This is a genomic window from Mesorhizobium sp. P2_C5_2 (genome assembly GCF_056404535.1).
Genome location: NZ_JBFUDV010000010.1, coordinates 18,549 through 44,385 on the forward strand (window position 1 = coordinate 18,549; position 25,837 = coordinate 44,385).

Annotated in this window: 21 protein-coding genes and 3 pseudogenes; 14 read left to right on the plus strand and 10 right to left on the minus strand. The window is 59.0% G+C overall.

Annotated elements, in window-relative coordinates; genetic code table 11:
- Window positions 1–16 precede the first annotated feature (16 nt).
- Window positions 17–1,540, minus strand: coding sequence for an FAD-dependent oxidoreductase (locus tag AC1D1B_RS28585; protein ID WP_477336502.1), 1,524 nt, complete (start codon window positions 1,538–1,540; stop codon window positions 17–19).
- 652 nt (window positions 1,541–2,192) lie between these two features.
- Window positions 2,193–2,483 carry a hypothetical protein gene (locus AC1D1B_RS28590; RefSeq protein WP_477336504.1) on the minus strand — a complete coding sequence of 97 codons (291 nt, stop codon included), beginning with the start codon at window positions 2,481–2,483 and terminating at the stop codon, window positions 2,193–2,195.
- A gap of 419 nt (window positions 2,484–2,902) precedes the next feature.
- On the opposite strand from AC1D1B_RS28590, the gene AC1D1B_RS28595 reads away from it, so the two are divergent.
- Window positions 2,903–4,132, plus strand: a complete 1,230-nt coding sequence (locus AC1D1B_RS28595) for an epoxide hydrolase family protein (protein ID WP_477336778.1) — start codon at window positions 2,903–2,905, stop codon at window positions 4,130–4,132.
- A gap of 672 nt (window positions 4,133–4,804) precedes the next feature.
- The gene (locus tag AC1D1B_RS28600) at window positions 4,805–5,170 is read left to right on the plus strand and encodes a response regulator transcription factor (RefSeq protein WP_477336506.1); all 366 of its coding nucleotides are present in this window, start codon (window positions 4,805–4,807) and stop codon (window positions 5,168–5,170) included.
- Here the strand turns inward: AC1D1B_RS28600 and AC1D1B_RS28605 are convergent.
- The 3 genes and pseudogenes from AC1D1B_RS28605 to AC1D1B_RS28615 form a co-directional block, all read right to left on the minus strand.
- Window positions 5,151–5,768, minus strand: a pseudogene (locus tag AC1D1B_RS28605) (DNA-3-methyladenine glycosylase). The gene AC1D1B_RS28600 and the pseudogene AC1D1B_RS28605 sit on opposite strands and share 20 nt — an antisense overlap.
- Window positions 5,769–5,786: 18 nt before the next feature.
- Window positions 5,787–6,168 (minus strand): annotated as a pseudogene (locus AC1D1B_RS28610) (nuclear transport factor 2 family protein).
- 19 nt (window positions 6,169–6,187) lie between these two features.
- Window positions 6,188–6,847, minus strand: coding sequence for a redoxin domain-containing protein (locus AC1D1B_RS28615; RefSeq protein ID WP_477336508.1), 660 nt, complete (start codon window positions 6,845–6,847; stop codon window positions 6,188–6,190).
- 435 nt (window positions 6,848–7,282) lie between these two features.
- On the opposite strand from AC1D1B_RS28615, the gene AC1D1B_RS28620 reads away from it, so the two are divergent.
- The 6 genes from AC1D1B_RS28620 to AC1D1B_RS28645 all read left to right on the plus strand — a co-directional run bounded on the left by AC1D1B_RS28620 (window position 7,283) and on the right by AC1D1B_RS28645 (window position 13,109).
- Window positions 7,283–7,435 carry a hypothetical protein gene (locus AC1D1B_RS28620; RefSeq protein ID WP_477336510.1) on the plus strand — a complete coding sequence of 51 codons (153 nt, stop codon included), beginning with the start codon at window positions 7,283–7,285 and terminating at the stop codon, window positions 7,433–7,435.
- Window positions 7,432–9,846, plus strand: a complete 2,415-nt coding sequence (locus tag AC1D1B_RS28625) for a PAS domain-containing protein (RefSeq protein WP_477336512.1) — start codon at window positions 7,432–7,434, stop codon at window positions 9,844–9,846. Before AC1D1B_RS28620 ends, AC1D1B_RS28625 begins: the two co-directional genes overlap by 4 nt.
- Window positions 9,847–9,862: 16 nt before the next feature.
- Complete coding sequence (locus AC1D1B_RS28630) at window positions 9,863–10,237, plus strand: response regulator (protein ID WP_477336514.1); 375 nt, start codon at window positions 9,863–9,865, stop codon at window positions 10,235–10,237.
- A 93-nt stretch (window positions 10,238–10,330) separates the two neighbouring features.
- Window positions 10,331–10,948, plus strand: a complete 618-nt coding sequence (locus AC1D1B_RS28635) for a response regulator transcription factor (RefSeq protein ID WP_477336516.1) — start codon at window positions 10,331–10,333, stop codon at window positions 10,946–10,948.
- Window positions 10,949–11,200: 252 nt separating this feature from the next.
- Window positions 11,201–12,208 (plus strand): enoyl-CoA hydratase/isomerase family protein, encoded by a 1,008-nt coding sequence (locus tag AC1D1B_RS28640; RefSeq protein WP_477336518.1) that lies wholly within the window; start codon window positions 11,201–11,203, stop codon window positions 12,206–12,208.
- 109 nt (window positions 12,209–12,317) lie between these two features.
- A complete protein-coding gene (locus tag AC1D1B_RS28645; protein ID WP_477336520.1) occupies window positions 12,318–13,109 on the plus strand; it encodes an NADPH-dependent FMN reductase in 792 nt (263 codons plus the stop codon).
- A 153-nt stretch (window positions 13,110–13,262) separates the two neighbouring features.
- Here the strand turns inward: AC1D1B_RS28645 and AC1D1B_RS28650 are convergent, their stop codons facing one another.
- The 4 genes from AC1D1B_RS28650 to AC1D1B_RS28665 all read right to left on the minus strand — a co-directional run bounded on the left by AC1D1B_RS28650 (window position 13,263) and on the right by AC1D1B_RS28665 (window position 17,892).
- Window positions 13,263–14,861 (minus strand): MFS transporter, encoded by a 1,599-nt coding sequence (locus AC1D1B_RS28650; protein WP_477336522.1) that lies wholly within the window; start codon window positions 14,859–14,861, stop codon window positions 13,263–13,265.
- A complete protein-coding gene (locus AC1D1B_RS28655) occupies window positions 14,858–16,081 on the minus strand; it encodes an HlyD family secretion protein (RefSeq protein ID WP_477336524.1) in 1,224 nt (407 codons plus the stop codon). The genes AC1D1B_RS28650 and AC1D1B_RS28655 overlap by 4 nt, the downstream gene beginning before the upstream one ends.
- Window positions 16,082–16,272: 191 nt before the next feature.
- Window positions 16,273–17,346: an MBL fold metallo-hydrolase gene (locus tag AC1D1B_RS28660; RefSeq protein WP_477336526.1), complete on the minus strand. Its 1,074-nt coding sequence runs from the start codon at window positions 17,344–17,346 to the stop codon at window positions 16,273–16,275.
- A gap of 246 nt (window positions 17,347–17,592) precedes the next feature.
- The gene (locus AC1D1B_RS28665; RefSeq protein WP_477336528.1) at window positions 17,593–17,892 is read right to left on the minus strand and encodes a hypothetical protein; all 300 of its coding nucleotides are present in this window, start codon (window positions 17,890–17,892) and stop codon (window positions 17,593–17,595) included.
- Window positions 17,893–18,627: 735 nt separating this feature from the next.
- Here AC1D1B_RS28665 and AC1D1B_RS28670 point away from each other — a divergent pair.
- From AC1D1B_RS28670 to AC1D1B_RS28680, 3 genes and pseudogenes are all read left to right on the plus strand, one after another.
- On the plus strand, window positions 18,628–19,284 hold the full coding sequence (locus tag AC1D1B_RS28670; RefSeq protein WP_477336530.1) for a VOC family protein: 657 nt from the start codon (window positions 18,628–18,630) through the stop codon (window positions 19,282–19,284).
- A gap of 470 nt (window positions 19,285–19,754) precedes the next feature.
- Window positions 19,755–19,949, plus strand: a pseudogene (locus AC1D1B_RS28675) (epoxide hydrolase); the annotation flags it as partial.
- A 146-nt stretch (window positions 19,950–20,095) separates the two neighbouring features.
- The gene (locus AC1D1B_RS28680; RefSeq protein WP_477336532.1) at window positions 20,096–21,154 is read left to right on the plus strand and encodes an alpha/beta fold hydrolase; all 1,059 of its coding nucleotides are present in this window, start codon (window positions 20,096–20,098) and stop codon (window positions 21,152–21,154) included.
- Between the two features lie 58 nt (window positions 21,155–21,212).
- Here the strand turns inward: AC1D1B_RS28680 and AC1D1B_RS28685 are convergent, their stop codons facing one another.
- On the minus strand, window positions 21,213–22,976 hold the full coding sequence (locus tag AC1D1B_RS28685) for an MOSC domain-containing protein (protein ID WP_477336534.1): 1,764 nt from the start codon (window positions 22,974–22,976) through the stop codon (window positions 21,213–21,215).
- Window positions 22,977–23,208: 232 nt separating this feature from the next.
- Between AC1D1B_RS28685 and AC1D1B_RS28690 the strand changes: the two genes are divergently transcribed.
- The 3 genes from AC1D1B_RS28690 (at window position 23,209) to AC1D1B_RS28700 (ending at window position 25,771) form a co-directional block, all read left to right on the plus strand.
- On the plus strand, window positions 23,209–24,255 hold the full coding sequence (locus tag AC1D1B_RS28690) for a DUF4331 family protein (RefSeq protein ID WP_477336536.1): 1,047 nt from the start codon (window positions 23,209–23,211) through the stop codon (window positions 24,253–24,255).
- 87 nt (window positions 24,256–24,342) lie between these two features.
- A complete protein-coding gene (locus tag AC1D1B_RS28695) occupies window positions 24,343–24,924 on the plus strand; it encodes a HupE/UreJ family protein (RefSeq protein ID WP_477336538.1) in 582 nt (193 codons plus the stop codon).
- Window positions 24,925–25,045: 121 nt separating this feature from the next.
- Window positions 25,046–25,771 (plus strand): sensor histidine kinase, encoded by a 726-nt coding sequence (locus AC1D1B_RS28700; protein WP_477336540.1) that lies wholly within the window; start codon window positions 25,046–25,048, stop codon window positions 25,769–25,771.
- Window positions 25,772–25,837: the final 66 nt, after the last annotated feature.

Here is a 25,837-nt window from a genome sequence, read left to right on the forward strand (position 1 = left end):
ATTTCCCGGCAGTCATTTACCGTTCCATTTCCACCTCAGCTTCCAGGCTCTCGATGTCGCGGAAGATCGAAGCAACAGCCAGCGTGCGCCCCTCGCGTTTGAAGCGTAACAGGCAGTTCTTAGCACCAATGTCTCCATCCACCGCGATCTCGTCCCATTGCGCGGCATGGCCGACATAGTTGATGGGAACATCGTAGTGCTGACTCCAAAAAAACGGCACCGCGACGAATTTCTCGCGACGACCGAGCATGTTGAGTGCGGCAGTTCGCCCCTGCCTTTCGGCGACCACCCAATGCTCGACTCGAATGTTCTCGCCACTGTGCGGATCTGGCCACCGCGCAATGTCGCCTGCCGCGAAGATCCCAGGTGCGCTCGTCTCCAAGAAGGCATCTACTGCGACACCGCGATCGATGTTGAGCCCAGCCTTTTCGGCGAGCCCAATCCGTGGCCGCACGCCGATGCCGGCGACGACAAAATCCGCCTCCAGCGTATTGCCGCTGCTGAGTTTCAGCGTCTTGCCATCGATGCTGCTCGCGGTGTCCTCGAGATGGAATACGACACCATTCTCCTCGTGGAGGGCGCGGATGAAGTCGCCCATTTGCGCACCAAGAATCCGCTCCATGGGGCGTTTATCAGGCGCCACGACATGAACTTCGATATTGCGCGAGCGCAGGGCCGCGGCAACTTCCAGGCCAATGAAACTGGCGCCGAGCACGATGGCGCGGCGCGCGCTCGAGGCGTGCTCGATGATGGCCTTGCAATCTGCGAACGAGCGCAGCGTGTGAACATGTGGCTGGTCGGCGCCAGGAATGGTGAGGCGCACCGGCTCGGCTCCGGTTGCAAGGAGTAGCCTGTCGTAAGGAGTCCGGGTCCCGTCCGCCAGCACAACCTCGCCAGAACGTGCATCGATGCCGGCAACGTTCGTATTGAGACGCAGGTCGATATGGTTCTTTGCGTAAAAGCCCTCTCCGCGGAGCGGAATCCAATCCTCCGGCGCTTTGCCAGCCAGATAGTCCTTGGAAAGATTGGGCCGATCAACCGGCGGCGCATCGTCGTTACTGAGCATGACGATGCTGCCTGGATAGTGTTCGCGCCGCAGTTTTTCGGCTGCTGCGAAACCGGCCGCGCCGCCGCCGACAATGACGATCTTCCCGGGAGCCTGGCCGGAGCCTCCAACGCGCTGCTTCGGTGCCGTCCGTTTTTGTTTCTCTCTTACAAATATCCGATCATCGCGCAGCTCCACCGACCAGCAATCGAGTGGATTGAAGGCAGGGGCACGCAAGGCTTCGCCTGTACGCAAATGGAAGCACGCGTGATGCCACGGGCATCGAACGGTGTCCTCAAACACAAGACCGTCAACGAGCGGCCCGCCGTAATGTGTGCATGTCGATCCGATGGCGAAGACCTCGATCCCGCGGCGCACCAACAACACCTGTTCATCGCCAGAATGGCCGACGAGCTTTCCGCCATCGGGAAGGTCGGATAGCGCGATGCCATGGACCAGATCCGGTCCGTTGGGTTTGGTATGATCTTCAGCCATCTTTTTCTCCCTTGGCGATGCAATATTGAAATCGCCTGGACCGACGGGGAACTCTTCCAGTGCGCCAGTCTGGGAACATTTTCTGCCTGGCTAGCGCACCTTCAGTGTCTCGGCTTCATTTTGTGTCCAAACGTCCGGCCACATCTTTCGTTGCCAGCCAAAAAGCCCGACGTCACTCGCCTCCAACCCTCTGGCGAGGCGGGCGAAGCTTGAAGTCAGAGTCGCCTGCTTCAGTCCACCCCGGCCACCATACTGCGGATCTTAGGGCGGCCATTCGGCCGGCGGTCCTTAGCCAGCAGCCCTCTGCGTTGCGCAAGACGCGACCCGCACAGCCTCAGCCACCGCGGACGGCAGGGACGCACGGGGGTCGATCACGACTGATGCGTAAGCCCAGCCTGCCAATTATCGGCATAAGCTCCATATGTTGTCATTAGCGGCCGTGGTTATCCATACGGTAGTCGTGCCGCGGCGTTTGTTCCGCGCCTGTGCCAGCGCGCCAGCTCGATGGCGCAATGGTTCGGCTCTAGCATCCGTGACATGATCTGACAGAACCAGCATTCAGGCGACCGCTCGGCTATGCGAGCGCACAACGTTTGGCCTCGCGCGCCGCCTGACACGCGATTCAAGGTTCGCGAAAGGTTGCCAAAAATGGTCATTGGCACCTCCGTGGAATTGCTGACGACGCGCGATCGTGATTTGAGATGAAGGCGAGCAGGTCGGCGTTGATCTGATCCTGGTGGGTGGCGTGGCTGGACCTGCCGTGGCCGCGTCGGGCGTGCGCAACCACCCAGAAACCGTTCTGCGCGAGGAGCAGCATTTGGCCGTCCCAGGCGGTCCCGTGGACCAGCGCGACGGTCGGCCTGATGTCACCGGTCTGCGCCCACGCAAAGGTGGCCACGCTCATGGCCTCAGTCAGCGCCCCTGCTCTGATCGGTTTGCCCATCGCGATTCCCTTTCGGAAGATCGACGTCGCCGCCGAAGTATGGATTCGCTGTGATCAGACCCGTGCCGCCCCGCAAAATCCATTGGACCCAGGTATCGCCGATACCTTTGTACCGACGAGGACGGCGTCGGTGCGCCCGCCCTTGTCGCTGTCCTACCGCAGGCGCCTCAGGCATCAGCCCCGAGGTCACGTGGCGGAGCCTCGGCGTTGCGGTGAAATGCGTTTGACGCGGGAGCATACCAAGGTATCGGCGATACCAACGTCCAATAGAGCCGACCGGAACTTACTGGCCAGATGGGTTGATGCTGCCTCGACGCGAGCAGCTTTGACCAAGCTATGAGGAGGTACAGATGTCACTAATATCTTCCATGTCCACCCGCCGGGAAGTCCTCGCGGCATCCGCCGCGGGCGCTATTGCAATGATTACCTCGGCGGGTCTCGCTGGGGCCACTTCGACGAGTGGCGGATCTGCGGCTATCCGCCCGTTTCGTATCCACGTTGCGGAAGCGGATCTCGTAGACCTCAAGCAGCGTCTCAATGCCACGCGCTGGCCCGAGCGCGAGACGGTGAACGACACCACCCAAGGCGTTCGGCTCGCGACGATGCAGGCGCTCGCGCATTATTGGCAGACCGAATACGATTGGCGCAAATGCGAGGCCTATCTGAACGGCTTACCGCAGTTCGTTACCGAGATCGACGGGCTGGACATCCATTTCATCCACATTCGCTCGAAGCATGCGAACGCGCTGCCGGCCATCGTCACCCATGGATGGCCCGGCTCGATCATCGAGCAGTTGAAGATCATCGGCCCCCTGACCGATCCGACGGCCCATGGGGGGAGCGCCGCCGACGCCTTTGACCTTGTCATCCCCTCGCTGCCGGGACACGGCTTCTCAGGGAAGCCGACGGCGGCCGGCTGGGATCCAATCCGGACCGCGCGAGCCTGGGGCGAACTGATGACGCGCCTAGGGTACACGCGATATGTGGCGCAGGGCGGCGATTGGGGGAATGCCGTCACCGAGCAGATGGCGCTGCAGACGCCGCCGGGCCTGATCGGCATCCACACGAACATGCCGGCCACCTTGCCGGATGAGGTCTCGAGTGCGCTCGCGGCGGGCGGCCCCGCGCCCTCCGGTCTGTCGGCCGACGAACGCTATGCCTGGGATCAACTCGACTTCTTTTGGAAGCACGGGCTGGCCTACGCCCAAGAGATGGCGAACCGGCCGCAGACGCTGTACGCGCTGGCCGATTCACCGATCGGCCTCGCAGCCTGGATGCTCGACCACGATGCACGCAGCTACGACCTGATCGCCCGCGTCTTCGACGGAAAGTCCGAGGGTCTGTCCAAGGAAGATGTCGTCGACAACATCGCGCTCTACTGGCTCACCAACACTGCGGTCTCGTCAGCGCGCCTCTACTGGGAAAGCAAGCTAGCTTTCTTCGCGCCGAAAGGCGTGCCGCTCCCCACTGCTGTGAGTGCATTCCCGGACGAGATCTACACAGCGCCGCGGAGTTGGACCGAGAAGGCCTATCCCAAGCTGATCCACTACAACCGGCTCCCGAAAGGCGGTCATTTCGCGGCCTGGGAACAGCCGCAGGTTTTCACCAACGAGCTCAGGGCCGCGTTCAGGTCGTTGCATAGCGCCTGACCCCTGCCAGCGCAGACCTGCCCGCGCCCCCAGCTCAGGGCGGTCTGCGCGCCGGCCCGTCCCCTGTAGGGCGGGCTGGCTCTTCTTCTTCATGATGTCATCGTCGATGATTGTCACGCGCGGACACTTTATTTTTGAAATCTCCGGCGGAAATCGGGGCCTTGCCTCCGCTCAACGACCAAAGTTCACGGAAAAAACCTTAGACCGATACCAAGGTGCTATGGATTTTCGGATTGGGAGCGGGCAGCGTCCATTGGTGCGGCATCAAATCCCGCGGGCTTGGAGGGGACTTCGGTGGCTACGCTAGCGCAGCCTATGCTGCTTGAGCGCGCTCCGCAAAGCGCTCTCGCCGCGAACTGTAAGCTGACCATGAAGCTCGAGGTTCTCCTTTCTGAGAACAAGTGGCTTCAGCGCTACCTCAGCCGATTTGATCCCCTAAGGCCCGAGGAACTCTTTGGGCAATTCTATACGACCAAAAGCAATGAAATGGGGCATCGGTCTTTCTGTCAGCAAGACCATAATCGAGAATCACCAGGGCCGCGTTTGGGCCGAGCGTAACGACGGCCCAGGCCCTAAGGCCTGCTTTCTCCGCTCCTCTCTGATTATGGGGTATCGGCCAACAATTTTGATCATGCCCCGCCAACGTTTCGCGGATAGTACTGGAAATGCATAATGATACGACGAGCATACATCGCTGTAATCGACGATGATGAGTCCATTCGCGAGTCGCTTCCGGACCTAATCAGCATGTTCGGCCATGAAGCCGAGGCATTCTCCTCGGCAGAAGAATTCCTGGCTTCGAAACTGATCGATCAAGCCAAATGCTTGGTCCTTGACATCGCAATGCCTGGTATGTCCGGGATCGAGCTTCAACGCGAGCTGACGCAACAGGGTCGGCAGATTCCGATCGTTTTCATTACAGCCCATGGAGATGAACAGGTCTGTGGGCGTCTGCGTCGGAGTGGGACAATCGAATGTCTCCTAAAACCGTTCACGGATACTGCGTTGCTTGATGCGCTCAACGCTGTTCTCGGCTGACGGGTTGCGATCTTGGACCGCTGACGAACGGACTCTGCCTGACATAGAACCGTAGGGGTCGTTCCGCATCCCGCGAAATGCCGATCCTGGTGCTCTGCCCGATTTCGCCGGGCTCGTCGTCCTCACCATGTCCGAGCCACAGAGGGCCTTTCCGGCAAAGATCGAGCCCGTCGAGCGAACGATCAATCCGCAGCGCTTGGGCGAGCCTTCCCGGTCCTCACGCCAGGTCGCGCAAGCGCTCGATGCCTCGATTTGCCCGCATGATCTCGATGCCTTCGAGCGGCTCGAGCGCCCTGATCAGGACGCCGGTGCCGGTGCCCGGCGTCTCGCTCGAGACGTTGAGCATGTAGGAGATGCCGTAGGCGAGATAGACATAGGCGTGCCCGCGCTCAAGAAACAGCGAGCGGTTGCGCGGGGTCATCCCGCGGTAGCCGTGGCCGGCGGCGTCGCCGACGACATAGGCCTCGGTCTCGACGATGCGACCGCTGACGACGCCTTCCGGCAACTCGCGAACCACCGACTTGCCAATGAGATAGCGGGCGAGGGCGGCCGTATCGTTCGGCAGCTCCGGGCGGGCGAGTGGGCGGCGGATGACCATCCTTATGGCGGCCAGGGTTCAGGGAATCCGCTCGACCCATTCCGCACGCGAAGGCCCCGGCTCGAACGGATCGCCGAAATACTGGGTCTCGCGGGCCACCTTGCCATCGAGGAACTCCATGATGCTCACTGTGTAGGACGGCCGCCCGTCATAGGTCAGGACAAATTCCGTGACCCAGAGGTCGCCCGTGCCGATGATGCGCCGCACCGTGAAGCGTTTCTTGTTCGGCTGTGCGGCGCGGGACGACTGAATGCTTCGCCGTCCGCGAATGCGCTCGCCCGATTGCGGATAGTCAAGCAACCGCGTCCTCCCGATAAATCTGATGTTCCGCCTCGAGAACGTCCGCATCGGAGGCGGCCCAGTGGCGATCCAGAGCCGCTCGTATCTCCCGGTCTTCCATATCAAATCTTCTTAACCCCCTAAGGCCCTAACCTCGCACAGCGACTAAAGCTCGTCACCTTGCCAGCCCGCTCTCGCGCACCGATAATCTTCGAATTCATTCCCTTTCGCGAAGTGTTTCCATAAGGATAGAAAAGCTCTTTGCGACCCGTCTGCCACGCAGCCTTGAGTTCCGGCCTGGTGATGTCCCAATCCGGTCGGCATTTCATGGTCACCGCTCGCATGTCCTGCCGCAGTTCCTCCACGGTGGGTCGCCCGAAAAACCAATACCCATTGTAGACCTTGTAGACGATAAGACCCGGCTCCATGACGATAACGTGAGGGATCATGGGGTTGTGCGCGGGATCCGTGTACTCGGCGATGTCGAGGTCTTTCTGGATCACGCGCCGCGGGTCGGAAAGAAAAGGCCAATGAGCGCCAGCGCTCAATCGATACTCGTTTGTCTCTAGGAGATTATCCGTGGTGATGGTGACGAGCCGGCAATAACCCACTGCCATTTCGTGATAGAGCTGAACAAGCCCTTCAGCCTGCCGTCGGTCCCTAGGACAATACCCACCTCTGCCCAGAACCAGGACCATGGGGTCTTCTCCCTGCAATTCGGAAAGCCTTCGCCGCACGGCGCCATGATCCGGTAGCTCATAATCCGGAAAAATCGATCCTGGAATGATGTCGGAGCGCATCTGAAAGCCTCACTGAATGTCCCGGAGGTTGAGAACCATTTTGGCCGGACGGACCATAAAAAGCCGGGAGAGGTATCAAAATCCATTATGCGATGGTGTCGCCGATACCATGGAATAATGGTTACTCCAGCATCGAATATCGGTCGCTAGGCTAAGGCCGAGGTTGCTGAGCCCTAGCAGAATCCGCCGCTTGCCAAGGGAAAGGCGTTCGGCGTCGGACGCCGGCTTGTTCAGGGTTTGCTCCCCTTGATGGTGAATGCCATCGCGGGTCGCAGACATTGCCTGTCATTGCCTTGAAGCGTTTGAGTTGGCTTTTTCCCATCGCGCATTTCGATCTCCGTCACCAAAATCAACACCAAGGCATAATAGACGTTCGTGTTGTCCGGGGGCATGCTCCCCTAGGACGTGGACCCGTTCTGTTAGGCGACAACGGCCATGAAGAAAACCGCCGCATCCGTTTCCTTCGCTGGATCTGAACTCGGCGAAGTGGGTCATGCCCGTGCTTTCTTCAACGGCGACGATGAGGCCTTTGGCGTAAGCGCCTCAGAACAGAAGAAGCACTGTGCAAAAGCGAAGAAGCCCTCGTGACAAGCCAGCACAATTTCAAACTCATCATCGATACCATTCCTGCGATGGCATGGTCAGCTCGGCCAGACGGCCCCACCGAGTTTCTAAGCCAGCACTATCTAGACTACACCGGCCTCTCCGCCGAGCAGGCGAGCGGCTGGGGGTGGACGGCTGTGGTCCATACTGACGACCTGGATGGGCTGATCACCATATGGCAGACAATCATAGCCTCGGGTAAAGTCGGGGAAACCGAAGCGAGATTGCGCCGATTTGATGGAAGTTATCGGTGGTTTCTTATCCGCGCTAACCCGTTGCGGGATGAATCGGGCAACATCGTCAAATGGTATGGGGTGAACATTGACATCGATGAGCGGAAGCGGGCTGAGGGCAAGGCCGTCGAAGCTGAGGGCGAGCTACAACGGACAATCGACAGCATACCGGCGCTGGTTGCGGCCTATTACGCCGACGGTTCGCAAATTTCTATCAACAGGCGCGGGCGCGAGTTCACGCGGCTCTCTGCTGAGGATGTGACGAATGGTGGCTGGAGGGGCGCAATCCACCCAGATGACATCGAACTCGAAGAGAGCAAATGGCGCGCATGTGTCACGACAGGGGAACCGTTCGAACATGAGTACCGAGTGCGAGCGGTCGATGGTACGTATCGCTGGCACATTGCCCGTCGCGTGCCGCTCCACGACGAAGCCGGCAAAGTGATCCGCTGGTACGGTATGAGTCACGATATTGAGGGTCGGAAGCAGGCAGAAGCTTTCCTCGCGGGCGAAAAACAGCTGCTGGAGATGATCGCGTCAGGCAGTTTGCTCCGCGACGTTCTAAGCGCGTTGTGCGAATTTATTGAGGGGGCTGCCCCTGACTGCTTTTGTGATGTTCACATGATCGATTGGATCAGCTCGACATTTGAATATGCCGTGGCTCCTTCTCTGCCTTCTGCCTACAGCGACCCGATTGCGGGGATGCCAGTCAGCGGCGAGTTGTTGCCATGTGGCATAGCGGCTCTTCAAAAGATGCAGGTGGTCGCGGTGGACATCGAACTAGATCCACGCTGGTATACCTCGCCTGTTCGGTCCCATGTTCTGCAGCACGGATATAGGTCGGTCTGGAGCACGCCGGTCTGTTCCAAAGAAGGGCGGGTGCTAGCCACGTTCTGCATCGTTCAACGAAAGCCAGCGGCCCCGTCGCCGCACCACCAGGATATCATTGCGCACGCCACGCAGATCGCCAGCATCGCTATCGAGCGTTCCCTGATCGAAGCTGCGCTTAGGCGGACCGAAACTTTGCTCTCGGAAGCTCAACGTCTGAGTTCCACCGGGGCGTTCTCATGGCGCGTGGACACAGACGAGATTGCATTTTCCGAGGAACTTTATCGCATCTTTGAATTCGACCCAAATGCCCCAGTGACACTTGAGCAGATCCGTGAGCGAATCCACGCGGACGACATTCCATCACTAACTGCGCAAATGGCTCGGGTTCGCGGCGGTCAGAGCTATCTGGGCTACGAGATCCGGCTACGGATGTCGGACAACAGGGTCAAGTATCTTCGCACTTTCGGCCGGGTTATCCGTCATCAGGACGGCCGGATGGAATGCCTAACTGCGGTTCAGGACGTCACAGAGCGCCTGCGGGCGGAGGAAGCGCTTGGCAAGGCTCGGTCTGAGCTCGCACATGTCACCAGGGTTTCGAGTCTCGGAGCGCTGACCGCCTCGATAGCTCATGAAGTCAATCAGCCGCTGTCGGGCATCATCACCAATGCCAGTACCTGCCTTCGGATGTTGGCCGCCGATCCGCCAAATGTTGACGGCGCACGCGAGACGGCACATCGCACCATTCGCGACGGCAACCGAGCCGCCGATGTGATCGCGCGATTGCGTGCGCTCTTCAGCAAGCGAGCCCCTACGATCGAGCCGGTAGATCTGAACGAGGTTGCACGCGAGGTAATAGCATTGTCGGCGGGGGACCTTCAGAGAAGTCGCGTGGTTCTACACCCCCAACTTCATGAGGGGCTTCCGCTCGTCGCCGGCGATCGCGTCCAACTTCAGCAAGTGATTATGAACCTGGTGCGAAATGCTGCGGATGCGATGAGTGGCGTCGAAGATCGGCCCAAGCGTTTGGTCATCAGAACTGAACACGACGAAGACGATTATGTGCGTCTCTCGGTGGAAGATGCAGGCACCGGGTTCGGCGCCGATGGTTCGGAGCGGCTCTTCGAGGCTTTCTACACAACCAAGAATGAAGGCATGGGGATAGGCTTGTCCGTCAGCCGCTCCATTATCGATAGCCATTGCGGGCGCCTGTGGGCGGCAGCGAATGACGGCCCGGGGGCTACGTTTACGTTTTCCGTACCCGAGTACGCCAAGTACCGATCGTCGGCAGAGGATGTGAATCTAAGCACTGTGCTCAGGTCGGCGATTCTCTAAGAACAGTGGGGGTTAGATGAAGCTTACGCATGCACTCGTGTCGGTGGTCGATGACGATAAATCGGTACGCGAGTCCCTACCAGATTTGCTGCAGGAGTTCGGGTTTAGCGCGAATACATTCTCTTCAGCGATGGAGTTTCTCGCGTCTGACGCCGTCGATAAGACTAAGTGCCTCATTCTCGATGTTGCCATGCCTGTCATGACAGGACCCGAGTTGCAAGCGGAGCTAGCACGCCTCGGAAAGAGGATTCCGATCATCTATATCACCGCGCAAAGGGATAGCGCGATCCGGCAGCGTCTCATCGAACAAGGTGCAGTGGAGTGTTTGTTCAAGCCGTTCAGCGATCAGGTCCTTCAGGAAGCGCTTAGTTCGGCGCTCCGTGGTCCTTGAACCTGGTGGATTGTTAATGTCATCTCGGGAGGATAATTTGCGATGTACTCGAATCTAGCGGCTCAACGGGACGGTGGGGGAAGATCGTCATCCATGTCGCACGAAACACCTGTCGTATTCATCGTAGACGACGACGTTTCGGTACGCGAGTCGTTGGAACTACTCATCGGCTCTGTGGGCTGGCGACCAGAGACGTTCGCTTCGGCAAAAGAATTCCTCGATCGGTCACGTCCGCTGGTTGCGAACTGTCTGATCCTGGACGTGAATCTTCCTGATCTGAGTGGGCTCGACCTGCAGAATCTGATATCTGTCGAGCGTACCGACATGCCCATCATCTTCATAACCGGCTACGGCGACGTACCGATGACGGTCAAAGCGATGAAGGGTGGGGCTGTCGAGTTTCTGACCAAACCATTCGACGACGAGGAACTTTTGGGTGCGATCAAGCTGGCACTCGAAAAAAGTGAGACCGCACTTGCTCTGGACTCTGAGTTGCAGACCCTCAGGCATCGTCATGCATCGCTCAGCCGTCGCGAGCAGGAGGTTATGACGCTGGTCGTCTCTGGTCTCATGAACAAGCAGGTCGGCTTTGAGCTTGGCATCAGCGAAATCACAGTCAAGGCACATCGTGGCCAGGCCATGCGCAAGATGCAGGCCCGCTCGCTGGCCGAACTGGTGAACATGGCGGCCCGCCTCCGTATCGCTGAGTAGAGGCTTTTTCTCCGCGCCGGGCGTATCGATTCAAACGCCATCGCGCGGTGGGAAGCCCCATCAATCCCAAGGTATCGACAACACCATCGTACTATCGCCTTACCGGCGATATTCGTACACTTATTGTGATGTGCGAAGCAGACGAGAAATATACTGAGAAGAGCAGATGCGGAGAGAGCGGTTAGGCGGCACCATAGGCGGCCTTTGCGCATGGGAGTGACTTAACTCAGCTCTCGGAGACTTGATTTAATCATGTTGGATGCGGCGGATCTAACGTTTAGCGAGGTAAAAGTGGCTATGAAATATTATAAGTTCCAAAAGTCGGCATTGTTGTTTTCCGTTGTCGCAGTTCTGCAAGGGTCTGCGCACGTTTTCGGACAGGAATCAAAGCTGCCCAGTGCTGCTAGCGGACCGCTTGCAGCGACACTGAGCACAACGACGGAGAAGATCCGCCTGACACGCAAGAGTGAGGCCTACTGGGAAGTCACTTTCAACAATCCGCCACTCAATATCGTTGGTCCGTCCGAAGTCCGCGAGCTTGCAAAAATTGTTGACCAGATCGAAGCGGATCAGAGGGTTAAGGTTGTGGTGTTTGACAGCGCGGTGCCAGACTATTTCATCGCTCATTACGACCTTTTGAGTCCGCTTAAGGATTCCAGCGGCATGAAGCCGGGGCCAACGGGAATGCATCCCGTGCCCGACATCATGGTGCGCCTCAGCCGCCTGAGGGCGGTGACGATTGTTTCAATTCGTGGTCGGGCGAGTGGTATAGGCAGCGAGCTTGCGCTCGCGGCAGACATGCGCTTTGCAAGTCGAGAGAAGGCGGTGGTGTCGCAGTTTGAAGTTGGCGCCGGCTTCGTCCCTGGGGGCGGCCCTATGGCGCGGCTGCCTCGGCTGGTCGGCCGCGGCCGCGCTATGGAGATGTTGATCGGTGCCGAGGGCTTTGATGGCGAACTTGCCGAGCGCTACGGTTATGTGAACCGGGCGCTCCCCGATTCACAATTGGACGGTTTTGTCGACGCCTTGGCGACGCGCATCGCTTCGTTCGATGGGCAGGCGATTGCTGACACCAAGAACCTGATCAACCAGGCTAGTTTGCCCCCGGACTCCGAAATGCAGCCGGGCTGGGACGCATTTATCACTTCTGTACAACGACCTGCGGCACAGGCGCGTGTGAAGGTCCTTGTCGATGAAGGGTTGCAGCAGCCCGGCGCCGTCGAGAAGAACCTGGAGCAATATACAGCCAAGTATCGGGATTAATCGTCCCACTACCGCGCGAGTGAATTGAAGCCGAGTTATCAGCGGTTACACCCGGACGTACGTCTGTAGGCATGTAATTCCCCGGGAATGCGAATCGGAGATCACTGAGATGCCCGACTTGGAGACCGATTGCGATCGGCGTGTCGCGAGCGACCGCGTTACTAAGCAGAACAGGTCACCCCGGCCGTTCGCCTTTGCTGGCCTGTATGCTCCGCCCGTCGGGCTCAGGTTGGCGCGATTTGCCCCAACGTCAGTCAGTGTCGCTTCCGCAAAAAGCAGCCGTACCAAAGAGGAGCTTGCCCAAAGGACCCGGAGATTCACCGTTGCTGTGCTTGTGGGCAGTCTTCGCACTGGCTCCTACACTCGGAAGATTGCACGCGCCCTGATCGGCCTGGCGCCGGTGAACCTCAACTGCAACATCGTGGAGTTCGCGGATCTGCCCCTCTACACGGAGGATTCGGACGGTTTTCCGCCGGAAGCCTGGACACGATTTCGCAGCGAGATTCGCGATGCGGATGCGGTGCTGATCGTTACGCCGGAGTACAATCGGTCTGTCCCCGGTGGATTGAAGAACGCAATTGACGTGGGCTCACGCCCGCCATTTAAGAGCGTATGGAATGGCTTGCCGGTCGCCGTCGTCAGTGCTTCGCCCTCCAAGGTTGGCGGGTTCGGCGCGAACCACCACATACGGCAGAGCCTCGTTTTTCTGAATATGCCGGTGATGCAGCAGCCAGAGGCGTATCTGCCCGAGGTTGCGGCTATGTTCGACGACCAAGACCGGCTAAAGTCTCCTGAGGCCCGTGACTTCTTAGCTAAGGTGATGAGCTCTTTTGCGGACTGGGTGATGTTGGTCCGCGGAGAGGTCTCGAGCCGGAGCTTAGTTGGGCAAGAGGACCGTTAGGACCTCTTGTTCCCACTCACTGGCGCGCAGCCCGGTAAGGTCGCGAAAGCACAAACGGGAAAATTCAGTCAGGCCGCTTATCAGTCAGGCCGCTTAAAGGTGCGATCTCGTTGATACGGTGGCTGTCTGCAGACGTTAGCCAGCACTAGCTGACTAGACCCTCGAAGTACCTGCGGCGACGGCGAATCGACGGCCAAGCACCTTTTTTGCGAGGATCAAGCATGGCGCCGCAACCAGGAAGAAAAGCACAAGGGCCAAGAAGGCCTCGTTGAAGGAAAGGGTGATGGCTTGCCTATCGACAGCCTGCCGCAGAACCGATAGCGCGGCTTTACCAGAAACAGCACTGTCGAGGCCCCTAGCCTGAAGTTGGCCCGCCACTGCCTTGAGGCGCTGTTCGAGGACAACATCCCCAACACCCAGGTGCGACGCCAGGATTGTCCTGTCATAGGCAAGTTGTCGATCGAGATAAGTTTGCACCAGAGCGGTGCCGGCCAGACCACCAACCTGCTTGCCAAGATCGAAAAGACCGATGCCGAATGGCAGGGCCTTGGCAGGAAGCCGCATGAAGGCAAACAGCGTCAGGCTGATGAACAGGAGACCCAGTCCAAAGCCGCGCAGCAGCAGCGGAAACTCCAGATCCACAGCTCCGCTGTCGCTTGTCGAACCAGACAGGAGCCACATTGCCGAGGCGAAAGACACAACACCGACAGGAGCCAGGGCAAGCGGATTGATTCCGCTTTTTTGTACGCCGACTCCCGCAACCAGCAGTGTGCAACCCAAGATGACTCCACTCGGCAGAAGAAGTGTTCCTGCATCCGTAGCCGTGAAGGCGAGAACGTTTAAGGCAAAGGCCGGGATGAGAAAGGCGCTGCCGGACAAGGCGAATCCGGCTACCAGACTGACGACAAGGGCGAAGCGAAAGTCGGGATCACCCAAAGGCGACGTGGCAAGGATCAGACGATCCGATGCAAATCGGAACTCCCACAGCAGCAGGAGGATGACCGCCAGCAGGCCGGTCGCGGTGAGAAGGGTGATGTGCCCGTCGTCAAACCAATTGAACCTGCTGCCTTGCTGCGACATGTAGGTCAAAGATGCAGCGGCGATTCCAGCCAGCGCGATCTGGATGTAGGGGATGCGGATTTTGTCGCGGGACGTTTGTCGGCGGTCCGCCGCCAGCATGACCAGGGCGACAATGCCCACCGGCACGTTGCTCAGGAATATCCAGTCCCATGACAGGTGGTCGACAAGCCAACCTTGCAGCGCTGGCGTCACTGTCGTCGGGGCCATGACGGAGCCAAGAGCCAAAAGAGCTTGCACAATCGGTTGATGACGGCTCGGGAAGCGCAAGAACAGCAGCGTCTGGCCCGCCACGAGCACGGTCGCGCCGGCAAAACCCTGAACGATGCGGCAGAAGTCAATCCAGGCAATATCGGCGGAAGAGATCATTGCAGCAGACGCCAAGAGAAGCGCGACCGTGCCGGCGCGCAAACAGGGCGTAGGCTTTAGCGCTGCAACAAACAGCGGCGCGACCAAAAAGCCGGTCAGCTTGGCCGCGAGAAATGCGATGTCGAAAGTCGCGAATTCGTCGGTCGTGGCATGTATGTCGCCCAGCATATCCAGGCGCCCAATAGAGAGCGCCGTGCTGGCGATCGAATCCATGACGGCGGTTAGTACAACTCCGGTCAAGACCAACGCGGCGCCCAGCGCCTCGAGCTTCGTCAGTAACTGTCGCGGTTCGATCTGACGGCTCATTGTCCCGTACCGGGCCGATTTTCCGCAAGGTCACCAGTCGGGTTCGAAGTGGTGGTCGCGGGATCGGTTTCCCTACCCACCCGGACGGCAATGTGCGCTGAAAGTCCAGGAACCAGGCGACCAGGCAACGGATTGCGTGTAAGTCTTATCTTGACTGGAACGCGCTGGACGACGCGGATGAAGTTGCCGGTCGCATTGTCCGGTGGCAGCACGCTGAAGGCAGCCCCGCTACCCGGGGCGAAGCTGTCGACGACACCATCAATCTGAACATCAGGGTACTCGTCGATGATCACCTGAACGGGCTGCCCGATCTCCATTCGATTGAGCTGGGTCTCCTTGAAATTGGCGACGACCCACACATCCTGTACCGGAACGATGTCCATCGCCGGGGTGCCGGGAGTGACGTACCGCCCGACGCGAATTTGCCGGTTGCCGATGACACCGTCGATGGGCGACTGGATGAGGGTATTGGCGAGATCCATCCTGGCCAGGCTGACAGACGCTTTCGCCTGAGCCATCGCTGCTTGGGCGCCGGCGAGTTGGGCGTCGAGTACGCCAAGCTTCAGCCTCTGTGCCAGAGTATTGGCCGCCGCGCCTTTATCCGCAGCCTCGGCCTTTGCAAACCCGGTCTGCGTATCCTGGAGTTTTTGTTCGCTGGCCGTCCCGCTCTTTCGGAGCGCTGTGTAGCGGTCAAGATTGGCTCTCGCCAACAGCAGATCCGCCGAGACCGACCGCTCCTGTGCCGCCGCTTGTTCGATCAGGGCATCTTGCAGTTTCTGCGTTGCCTCAATGTTTGCGATATCGGCCTGTCGCGTAGACAGAGTGGCAATGGCTTCATCGAGTTTCGCCCGGTAGTCACTGTCGTCGATGCGAAACAGCAAACTCCCTTTGCGAACGTCGGCGTTGTCGCCAACTGCAACTTCCACCACATAGCCGGAGAGCTTGGGCGCGATACTCGTTATATCACCGCGGACATAAGCGTTGTCGGTAGTCTCTTCGGAACGGCCGTGGAAATACCATTGCCAGGCCCAGGCTGCCGACAGTGACATCGTCACAGTCGCCACCACCAGAATAGCGGTCTTTCGAGCCCAGCTTATTGGTGCTTCCGTTGATTTTGGCGAAGCCACCAGGTGGAACACGGGAGACGCCGCCGGTTGCGATTCGTCGTCACTCCTCAACGCCGATTGCGTGGGTTCTTCAAGGCCTTCAACTCGGAGCATCTCAACGATCCAATCTCCAACATGCGGGGGTGGTCAATCTTGCGAATTGGCTTCGTCATGTCCGGGATTGCCGACCAGTCGCAGTGTTGGTCTGCTACTCCGGCAAATCCCTTGGACCACACCTCGCACTGCCTCTCGACGGGGCCGTCGCATAACGACGACCCCGTCTGCGCTCTCGGCTTGCCAACTCTTCAGTCGATACGAAGGCTCTGCTCCATCGCGTAGCACTGGTCCCAGATGAACACGTCATAGCCGGCCAGTCGGGACTGCCACTTGGGCGTGACGGCGTTGACGCATTTCACAACGACGCGGTCGATATAGTTATCGTAGACGGCCCAGAGATTGGGCTTGTCCTCGGCTTCCATTTCTTCGCCGGGGGGCGTTGACTTCAGGGCAACAGCGGCAGCTACCTTCAGGTCATTCATGAATTCGAGCTGGGTGCGGACATCGGAATGAGTGCCCACGCGATTGACATGGCCCCCGACGAGCGTTTCGAACGGCAATGTGTCGATATACGCCACCTGGTCGAAGTAACCGGGAATGTCCTTCGCAAGTGCGAAGCGACGCCAAGGCATCCAGCCGGGGAAGACAACGTCGACCACCATCAGGACCTTCTGTTCGGGAGCATAGATGAAGATGTTTCCCGGTTCATGAGGGCTGCTGCCGGGATAGCTCAGGTCAAGAACCTGACTGCCGACCTTCAGGGTGTAGCGATCCTTGAACGTGACCGTAGGCACAGGCCGCCTCGGATCCTTCGCCCGTTCGAGCAGCCGCAGGGTCTCTTCCTGGGCGATGATGATTGGATGACCGCCAAGGTCGTTTACGCCGCCAATATGATCCACGTGCGCATGGCTGTAGACGACATGTGTAATCGGCCGATCGGTCACCTCGGCGATAGCCTGGCGTATGTGAGCCGAATATCCCGGAGGGGCGTCGATCACTACGACGCCGGTTTCGTATACCAGGAACATCGACTGGTAACCGTTGTCGGTGATCATGTAGAGGCCACGGCCCAACTGTTGGGTCCGGTATCCCTTCTTCGGGTCGATGGCCGGGGTTACGTCTTCCTTGGGAACCGGAAGGTAGTGGTCTACGCGCGTGCCTATCGGCGCCAGCGACGGCATACTCTGGTAGGGGGCGCCAGGCTGCCCCGGCAATGTCTCGGCGCGGGCGCTCTGAATTGGCGCCAAACCGAGTCCAACAGTGACCAGCAGGGTACCGGTGTTCGCCGCAGCCCTCGAAAGTCCGGAACGGAAGAGAAGCATAACAAATCTCCTATTTTTCAATAATGTTTAGCAAGGATGATTTGCCGATAAATTCGAAGGTTGGTATTATTCTTAGGTGTCGTGAATACTTTGGTGTCAAAGTTGCCCTGCAACTTCCTCATAATCCCCTGAAAATACACCGCGCGGCCGGGCAGTCAGCCCACCCCCACGGCCATAAGCCGATTCAGCTAGCACCTCGAACAACAGTGGCGGGACGCTAGGACCACCACTGTTCGGCTCGAGCGGCTAATGCCCGTGGCCAAGAGCATTCAGATCAGAACAGAATTCCGCGTAAGGTTTGGTCATCCCCGCGTCCTGGCAATCTCTCATCATTGCCTTGCGCTTCCCCATCGGCAGGGTTTCAAGGGCTGCCCTAAACCTGCTTCTCATAATCGGATCCGTGTGGGTCGGACCCTTGATTGAACTGGTATAAAAAAACGACTGCTGGTTGATCGGGTCGATGACGTCAAGTGCGCCGCCAGATGCAGTTCCCCCGAGTGCCGAGAGTGCAAATGCTGCAGTGAGACATTTAGCTCTAATGTTCATGACGAATTCCTTCTCCTCAATGGGGCAATCGCCGAGCCGACAACCGCGATGATGATCTCTACTGATGATTTCTGGCGACCGGAACTTAACCGGAATGATTGTTATCTATCCGTAGGTCGGCGCGAATCTATTGTGCGATGGTATTGTCGATACTTTGGCATTGGTCGGTTGAGAAATGCGGATCCGAGGTGCGCCTGCCGGACGCCGCGGAAGGGATCCGGTGTGATCGACCGTTCTTGCTCAGCGCTCCAATTGCTTCCCGCCGTGTGCACGGAAGTCTTTGGCGCGATGCCAATGCCCACGCCACCTGAGGACCGATACCAAAGCGTCATGGACTTCGTACTTCAGGCGACCCACGGTTCGGGTGTGCCCGAGGAGATTGTATCAAGTACCCGGCTCGACCTTGCCCAAAAATAGATCTTAGCTTTTGTCCATCGGTAGCGAATGAGGCCGAAGGTTATGCCAAGAAGATCATTATTGCCTGCAGAGCGCGAGTTCTTTGCGGCGATGGCGACTGTAGGGATCGTCGGCGCCCCTCCCGGGACGCTCAAGATATGGACCCGAGACGATTCTACGCGAGCTGGCGTCCGCTATGGTGAGGCGGCTGCTCAATCCAACCACAGCGGACAGTGGAACGGCGTTCACCAATACCATTGGGCAATTGATGAGGCCGCATGGCTCTGCTCTCGTATCCGCATTTGGGCAGGTGTTGCCGCCGAACCGAGGGAGGTTGATATGAGCGATGATGTAGCGCGCACCGAAGCCGCGAAAAAGCGGCAGGAATCGCCGGCAGTCGACATGAAGCTCGAGGTCGTTGTCATTCCTGTTTCGGATGTCGATCGGGCCAAGCGGTTCTACGGCGACCTGGGCTGGAGGCTCGACGCCGACTTTGCCTTCGGTGACACATTTCGGGTCGTCCAGTTCACGCCTCCGGGTTCGCCAAGCTCGATCCACTTCGGGATCGGCCTCACGTCCGCCGTACCCGGTTCGGTACAGGGGCTCTATCTCGTCGTCTCCGATATCGAAGCAGCGCACGCCGAACTCGTGGCTCACGGGGTCGACGCGAGCGAAGTGTCATACCGTACAGGGCCCGGACAGCCGGCGATCAAAGGCAGGGATCCAGAGCGGCGAACCTATAACTCTTTCACCTCGTTTAAGGATCCCGATGGCAATGCGTGGCTGTTACAGGAAATCACCGCGCGATTGCCTGGACGAGTAGAAGCCGCCACGACGTTCGCTTCGTCGAGCGAGCTTGCGACGGCGCTGCGGCGAGCGGCGGACGCCCATGGCGAGCATGAGAAGCGGACGGGCGGACAACGGGATGAGAACTGGCCCGATTGGTACGCCGAGTACATGGTAGCGGAACAGACCGGCAAGCCGCTGCCGACGTGAGCAGCGACCTGGTCGCTCCTGGCGGGCGAGAGACGATGCCACGGTTGGCATCGAACCAAGGATGCGCTGGGTCAACCGTCGAACGTCGATGGGGTGCTCTAGATGTGGAGCCTCAACAGGTTGTCCTCGGTTAGGCCGAGGCGGCTGATTGGTGTTTTGGAGATTCACATCCACATCACGGCTGTCCGCCGAGCCGTTCGAGGGTGCAGGACACCTGTGTCTGCCTGCAATACCGCGCGAAGCCCCGGCGATGCGCGACCGACATGGATCATGAGCGTCGGTAGCCTGTTTTCACTGACCAGAAAGTATTGCCGATACCATCGTGTAATAGATTTGTGCGGTGCGTATGTAGATCTTCAAATCGTATCCGACTGAGTCGGTTGAGTGAGGAGGAAGTGATGTCAGCAATATCGCTATCGCCAAAGGGTGCGCAAGCCGGCGGCGGGCCCTTCGACGCGTTCGACATCCCGAAACTTCCCGTAGCGGTCACAGTCTACCCGGCCGAGATTTGCCGCGCGGCACGGAGTTGGGGCGAGAAGAGGTTCGTCAATCTCATTGACTGGAACGAAGTGGAGAAGGGTGGCCATTTCGCGGCGTGGGAGCAGCCTCAAATCTTTTCTGCCGAACTCGGAGAAGCGTTCAGGCCGCTGCGCCAATCAATCTGAGGCGAGTTCAGGCGACCCCCCCATCGCCTTCGCCCAGTAGCGCGGCCGGGTCGCCCCCCACCCGGCCGCGCATTTGATTTTTCGCGCGCCACCTATGAACCGAGCAAAAACCACGGGATCAGTTCCCTGATCGAGGAGGCCTAGACATGGACGCGCCAAAACAGATTGATCACGATCGCCGCCGTCTACTCGGCACCGCGCTAGTAGCTCTCACCGCCTTTGAGCTGGGAACAGACAAGGCGGCGCTGGCGGGACCCCGTGTGAATAATCCAGGTCGGAGCCTGGTCACGAAAGCGGCTCAAAAGTCGTTCGATTCGTTGAAGCAGATTGACGCCGGATTGCTTAGTGTTGGATACGCTGAGGCCGGCCCTGCCAGCGGCGCGGCGGTCATCCTGCTCCATGGCTGGCCCTACGATATCCGCACATACGCCGACGTCGCGCCCTTGCTGGCCTCGAAGGGGTATCGGGTCATCGTACCCTATCTGCGCGGCTACGGCACGACTCGGTTTCTTTCCGACAAGACGATGCGCAACGGCCAGCAGTCGGCAGTGGCTCTCGACGTTATTGCACTGATGGATGCGCTGAGAATCGAGCAGGCCACGATCGCTGGCTGCGACTGGGGCGCCCGAACAGCCAACATAGTGGCTGCACTGTGGCCGCAGCGCTGTAAGGCCATGGTTTCAGTGAGCGGCTATTTGATTGGCAATCAGCACGCCGGCAGGCAGCCTTTGCCGCCGAGCGCGGAATTGCAGTGGTGGTACCAGTACTACTTTGCGACCGATCGTGGTCGCGCGGGTTATGAGAAATACACGCGCGATTTCGCGAAGCTAATATGGCATCTCGCTTCGCCGCGCTGGAACTTCGACGATGCTACTTTCGAGCGCAGCGCGGCCGCGTTTGACAATCCTGATCATGTGGCGATCGTCATCCACAATTACCGCTGGCGTCTCGGTCTGGCCGAAGGCGAGCCTCACTATGAGGACCTGGAGAAGCGGCTTGCGCAGGCGCCGGTCGTCACCGTCCCCACGATCACGCTGGAGGGTGACGCCAATGGTGCTCCCCATCCAGAATCCAGCGCCTATGCGAAGATGTTCTCAGGGAGATACTCCCATCGTTTGATCACCGGCGGAATAGGGCACAATCTCCCTCAGGAAGCGCCGCAGGCTTTCGCCGACGCAGTGATCGAAGTCGGTGCGGCCACGTAGCTGCCCGGCGCTGAAATCGAGTGCGACATGCGCCGCAAAGACGTCATATCTTGCCAGTTCAGAGATCAAGAACGACGTCACCCGTAGGCCGGGAGCAGCAAATCAATGTATTGCCGGTCGAGGGTGGATCGATTGGATCGGGGTGGTACGCGACTGTTCCAGCGACAAGCCCGGTCTCGCAAGTGTGACAGACGCCCGTGCGGCACGACCATCGCGTGGGGACGTCGCAGGCTTCAGCAAGTTCAAGCAGGCTCTGGAAGTCCGAACCCCAATGGACGCTCAAGCCACTCCGTGCGAACGAAACGAGCGGTCCCGCACGGGAACGCTCGGGAGGTAGATGCGGCGGCCGGCTTGGAGAGATGGCAATGCCCGGGGTATTCGAGGGACGTGGCCCGAACAGCTCCATATGAATTCGGTCCGCGGCGACACCCCAGGCTGCAAGGCCTGCGCTCAGGTCGCCCATAAAGGTCGACGGCCCGCAGATATAGAAGTTGGCATGGCGAGGCACGTCCAGTTCTCGGAGCACCTCGATGTCCAAATGTCCCGCAGCATCGAAATCGACACCTTGCCTATCCTCGCGGTCGGGCGAGCTGTAGCTTATATGGCTGTGACTGTGAGACAGGGCGCTGAGCAAGTCTCGAACCTCTTGGGCAAAAGCATGCTCATGGCCACACCGGGCTCCGTGGAGCCACCAGACTTCCCGTGTCGAGGCATTTGCCGCCAAAGCGTGAAGCATCGCCATGACGGGAGTCGCACCGACCCCAGCACTCAGAAGGACGATTGGACCATCGCTGGGCCGAAGAGTGAAGCTGCCTCGTGGTGCGCTAACGTCCAGTACGTCGCCTATCTCGACCCGGTCGTCAATATAGGCGCTCGCCACACCGTGCAGTTCCCGCTTTACGCTTATTCGGTAGCAGCGCTCACCAGGTTCACTCGACAAAGAATAACTGCGCATCAGCGCCGGCGCATCCGGCGTCACTCGTAGGCGCAGCACGACAAACTGGCCAGGAAGAGCTGCCGCAAGGCGAGATTCATCAACGGGCTCTAGCACCAGCGACATCACACTGTTGCTCTCGCGGGCCTTTTGCACCACGCGCAGCGGACGAAATCCTGTCCACGCAGCAGGGGGTCCGGACATGGGATCGAGCCCGGCATTTCCCCTCGTGGCATTACCACCTTCGTTTTGTGCGAGCAGCGCCTGGAAGGATCCCTGCCAGCCTGGGCTTAGCGCCGGGATGCGCAGCGCTCGCTCGAGCTGGCTGCGAGGGTGATCGGGCAAGTATAACAGCGCATTGACCTCGGACACTGTCATGCACTCAGGACCTATCCCGACCTGGACGATCTCGTCCCCAGCCTCGACTTGGCCTTCTTCCAGGACGCGCAGATAAAAACCCGGTCTGCCACGTGCAACCAGCAGCGCGGCCATACGCGGCTCGTTCATACGAATACCAACTCGGTAGCAAGTGACGCGCGGTTGCGTCACTTCGAACAAGGCGCTCCCGATCCGGTAGCGATCGCCAATGCATACCTCATGATCCGGCAGGCCATCGACTGTGAAGTTCTCCCCAAACTGTCCATAGGCAAAGTTTTTGCGGCCCAGCTCGCGTTGCCAAAAGCGATAGGATTCCGATTGATAGACCAAAACCGCCCTTTGCTCGCCGCCGTGCCCCGTCACGTCTCCCTGCCTGTCGCCATCGACGTTGAGCCGGCGTACCTGGCGCGGGCCTTGAACTGATGCTTTCCAGACTGCGGTGTCGACGGTCTTCCCTTGCCATGGAATGCCACGCGGCAAGCCCACATTGACTGACAGCAAGCGAGCCATCACTCCGTCCCTTCCGCCGGCCACTGCCAGCCAGTTCATTCAGCGAGCCGTCACCGAGGGATGCTCAGCGTCTGCGCTTACCAATGGAAACTAGCACGTCGAGGCATCGAAGCGATCGACACCAAGGTATCGGGAATACCATCGTTCAATATATTCCGGCCCTGACCGCTGTCAGGACTCAATTAGTTGGACGCTGTTGATCGGCATGGGTGCAGGTGGCTGATGTTGGACGATGCAAGCGCCCGTCATTCCGGATTTCGACCGGGTCAATCAATTTCCCGCTGAGGAGCATATGACGATGTCACATCATTATTCAGGTCCCAACTTCGGGTTCCCGCGGGCAGATGCGCGTCTGGATCTAACTGATCTCTATGCCTTTCCGAAGCCGGGGGACGCGGAGAAGTCGATCCTGATCATGAATGTACATCCGTCCTCTACGGTAATCGATCCGGAGCCTACGACTAACGAACCGTTCTCGCCTGACGGCCTCTATGAGATCAAGATTGACACCAATGGCGATGCGGTCGCCGACATTGCTTATCGTGTCCGCGTTTCCTCCTTACCAGGTGCGATGCAGATCGCCACGGTACGCCGGGTTGAGGGCGCACTGGCCGCTGGGACAGACCACGGTGGAGAGGTTGTCTTTCTGGAGGCTCCGGTGTCGACAGGCCGGGATGCGCAGGTGACCGAGGCCGGTGACCATCGTTTTTTCGCGGGCTGGCGAAGCGAAGCATTTTTCTTTGACACCTTGGGTGCCGTGAACGATCTGCATTTCACCGGCGCTGATTTCTTTTCTGACAAAGACGTCTGCAGCATCGTTCTGGAAGTGCCCAACTCCGCGTTGGGGACCAGGCCGGTTGGCCTGTGGGCACGCACGCTGGACAAGCAAGGTGAGGGTTGGGTGCAGGTTGAACGGGGCGCACGCCCTCAGCAGGCCGTATTTCTGCCCGGTGAGGAGAAAGAGGCTTATCTCGCCAGCGAGCCTGCAGATGACGCCCGGTTTGTCGCAACATTCGCGCACGCTCTTGAGCACACGGGTGGATATCGGTCGGATGAAGCCGAGCGGGTGGCAAGGACATTGCTGCCAGATATCATGCCTTATGACCCGAGACGGCCTGCGTCCTTTCCGGAAAATGGCAGGACACTGACGGACGATGCCGCGGATGCTTTTATGGCCATCCTTACGAACGGTAAGTTAGCGGGGGACGGGGTGGGCGCGCATAGCGATCTGCTTGCTGAGTTCCCCTATCTAGGGCCGCCGCATGGCGCCTACGACTGATGGCATCCCACCTCTCATCGACGCAGACCTGCTCCTTTCTGCGAGCAGACATGTAACGCCCGCTATCTGTTTTCAAAGGAGACTACGATGCGATTGATCCCGACCTGCATAGCTCTGACCGCAGCCTTTGTGATGCCGGCCTCGGCGCATCCGGGTATCGGTTCGGCCGTCTCCTTCGCGGCCGGCGTCACTCACCCACTAAGCGGCCTCGATCACATTGCCGCCATGTTGGCAGTCGGCCTATGGGCTGCTGTAAAAGGGGGCCGCGCTCTCTGGCTGTGGCCGTTGACCTTCGTCGCAGTCATGTTGGTCGGCGGGTTGCTCGGCCTGACACAGATCGCCTTGCCCTTTGTCGAGGCCGGCATTCTGGCCTCGGTCGTCGTGCTGGGGCTCATGGTGGCGTTGGCGGTCAATCCGCCTGCATGGGTCGGCGCCGCGATCGTTGGTGTTTTTGCGCTACTGCATGGACATGCTCACGGAGCCGAGGTCGCCCAAACAGTGAATGGGCTGGAGTACGTCGCAGGGTTTGCGCTCGCCACAGTCATGTTGCATGCCGTTGGCATCGGTTTGGGGTTCACTTTGCAACGCGCCGCGCCAGATCCATTCAGCCGCATTGCTGGGATGATCTGCGCGGCTGTCGGCGTCGGATTGTGCTCCGGAGTTCTTTGAAACAAATACCGAGGAGATTGCTCCTGGCATCCAGTTAGCTTGTCCTCGAACGGGACAGGATAGCGATGGTGAGTGCGCTTCGGAACGCAAGAACTGTCGGGCGAGCAAACGGAGGAATGGAATGTCAGGTCCAGAAATAGATGAAAACATATTTGGCGACCGGGGGACCATTCCGCCAAGTCGTCTAGCCCTGCAGATGTCGACTGCCGGCATCGTCCATGATCTGGGGAATCTCATTCAGGTCGCCTCGTCCGCGTTGAATCACCTGGGCCGAGACCCGAATATCAAAATGGCACCAAGAGCGGGAATCGTAATAGCTGGCGCGAAAACCGCTCTGGAAAGAGCCGGTTGTCTTGTCAGGCAGACCATTAGGACAGCCAGAGAGATCGAAGGCGTAGTCGCGCATGCGAACGTCGGCATTTGCTTGGCCGACGTGGAGTCTCTCATTCGAAGCGCCTGGGATGAGAACATCCATCTCGAGGTTTGCGTCGGCTCCGACCTTCCGTTGGTAAGGTGCGATCGGGTTGGGTTGCAGAATGCAATCCTCAACCTTCTGTTCAATGCGCGCGATGCAATGCCTGACGGCGGTTTGATTTCAGTGCACGCCTTAGTATCGGAAAATTCCAACCGGGTGGACGTTCGTGTTGAAGACCATGGAATTGGAATGACCAGCGAGACGATGGTTCGGGCATTTGATCTCTTCTTTACGACCAAGGGCGAGGGGTTGGGTGGCGTCGGATTGCCCATGGTCAAACGCTTCGTCGAAGATTCGGGAGGGAGTGTCGATGTTGAGAGCGTAATTGGATCGGGCACGACGATGACGTTGCGATTGCCTGTGGTGCGCTAGGGGCTCGAGGGGCAGGTCGTACGATCAGTCGCCCACATCCGTTAGACGTTGGCTGGAAGGTTCTAC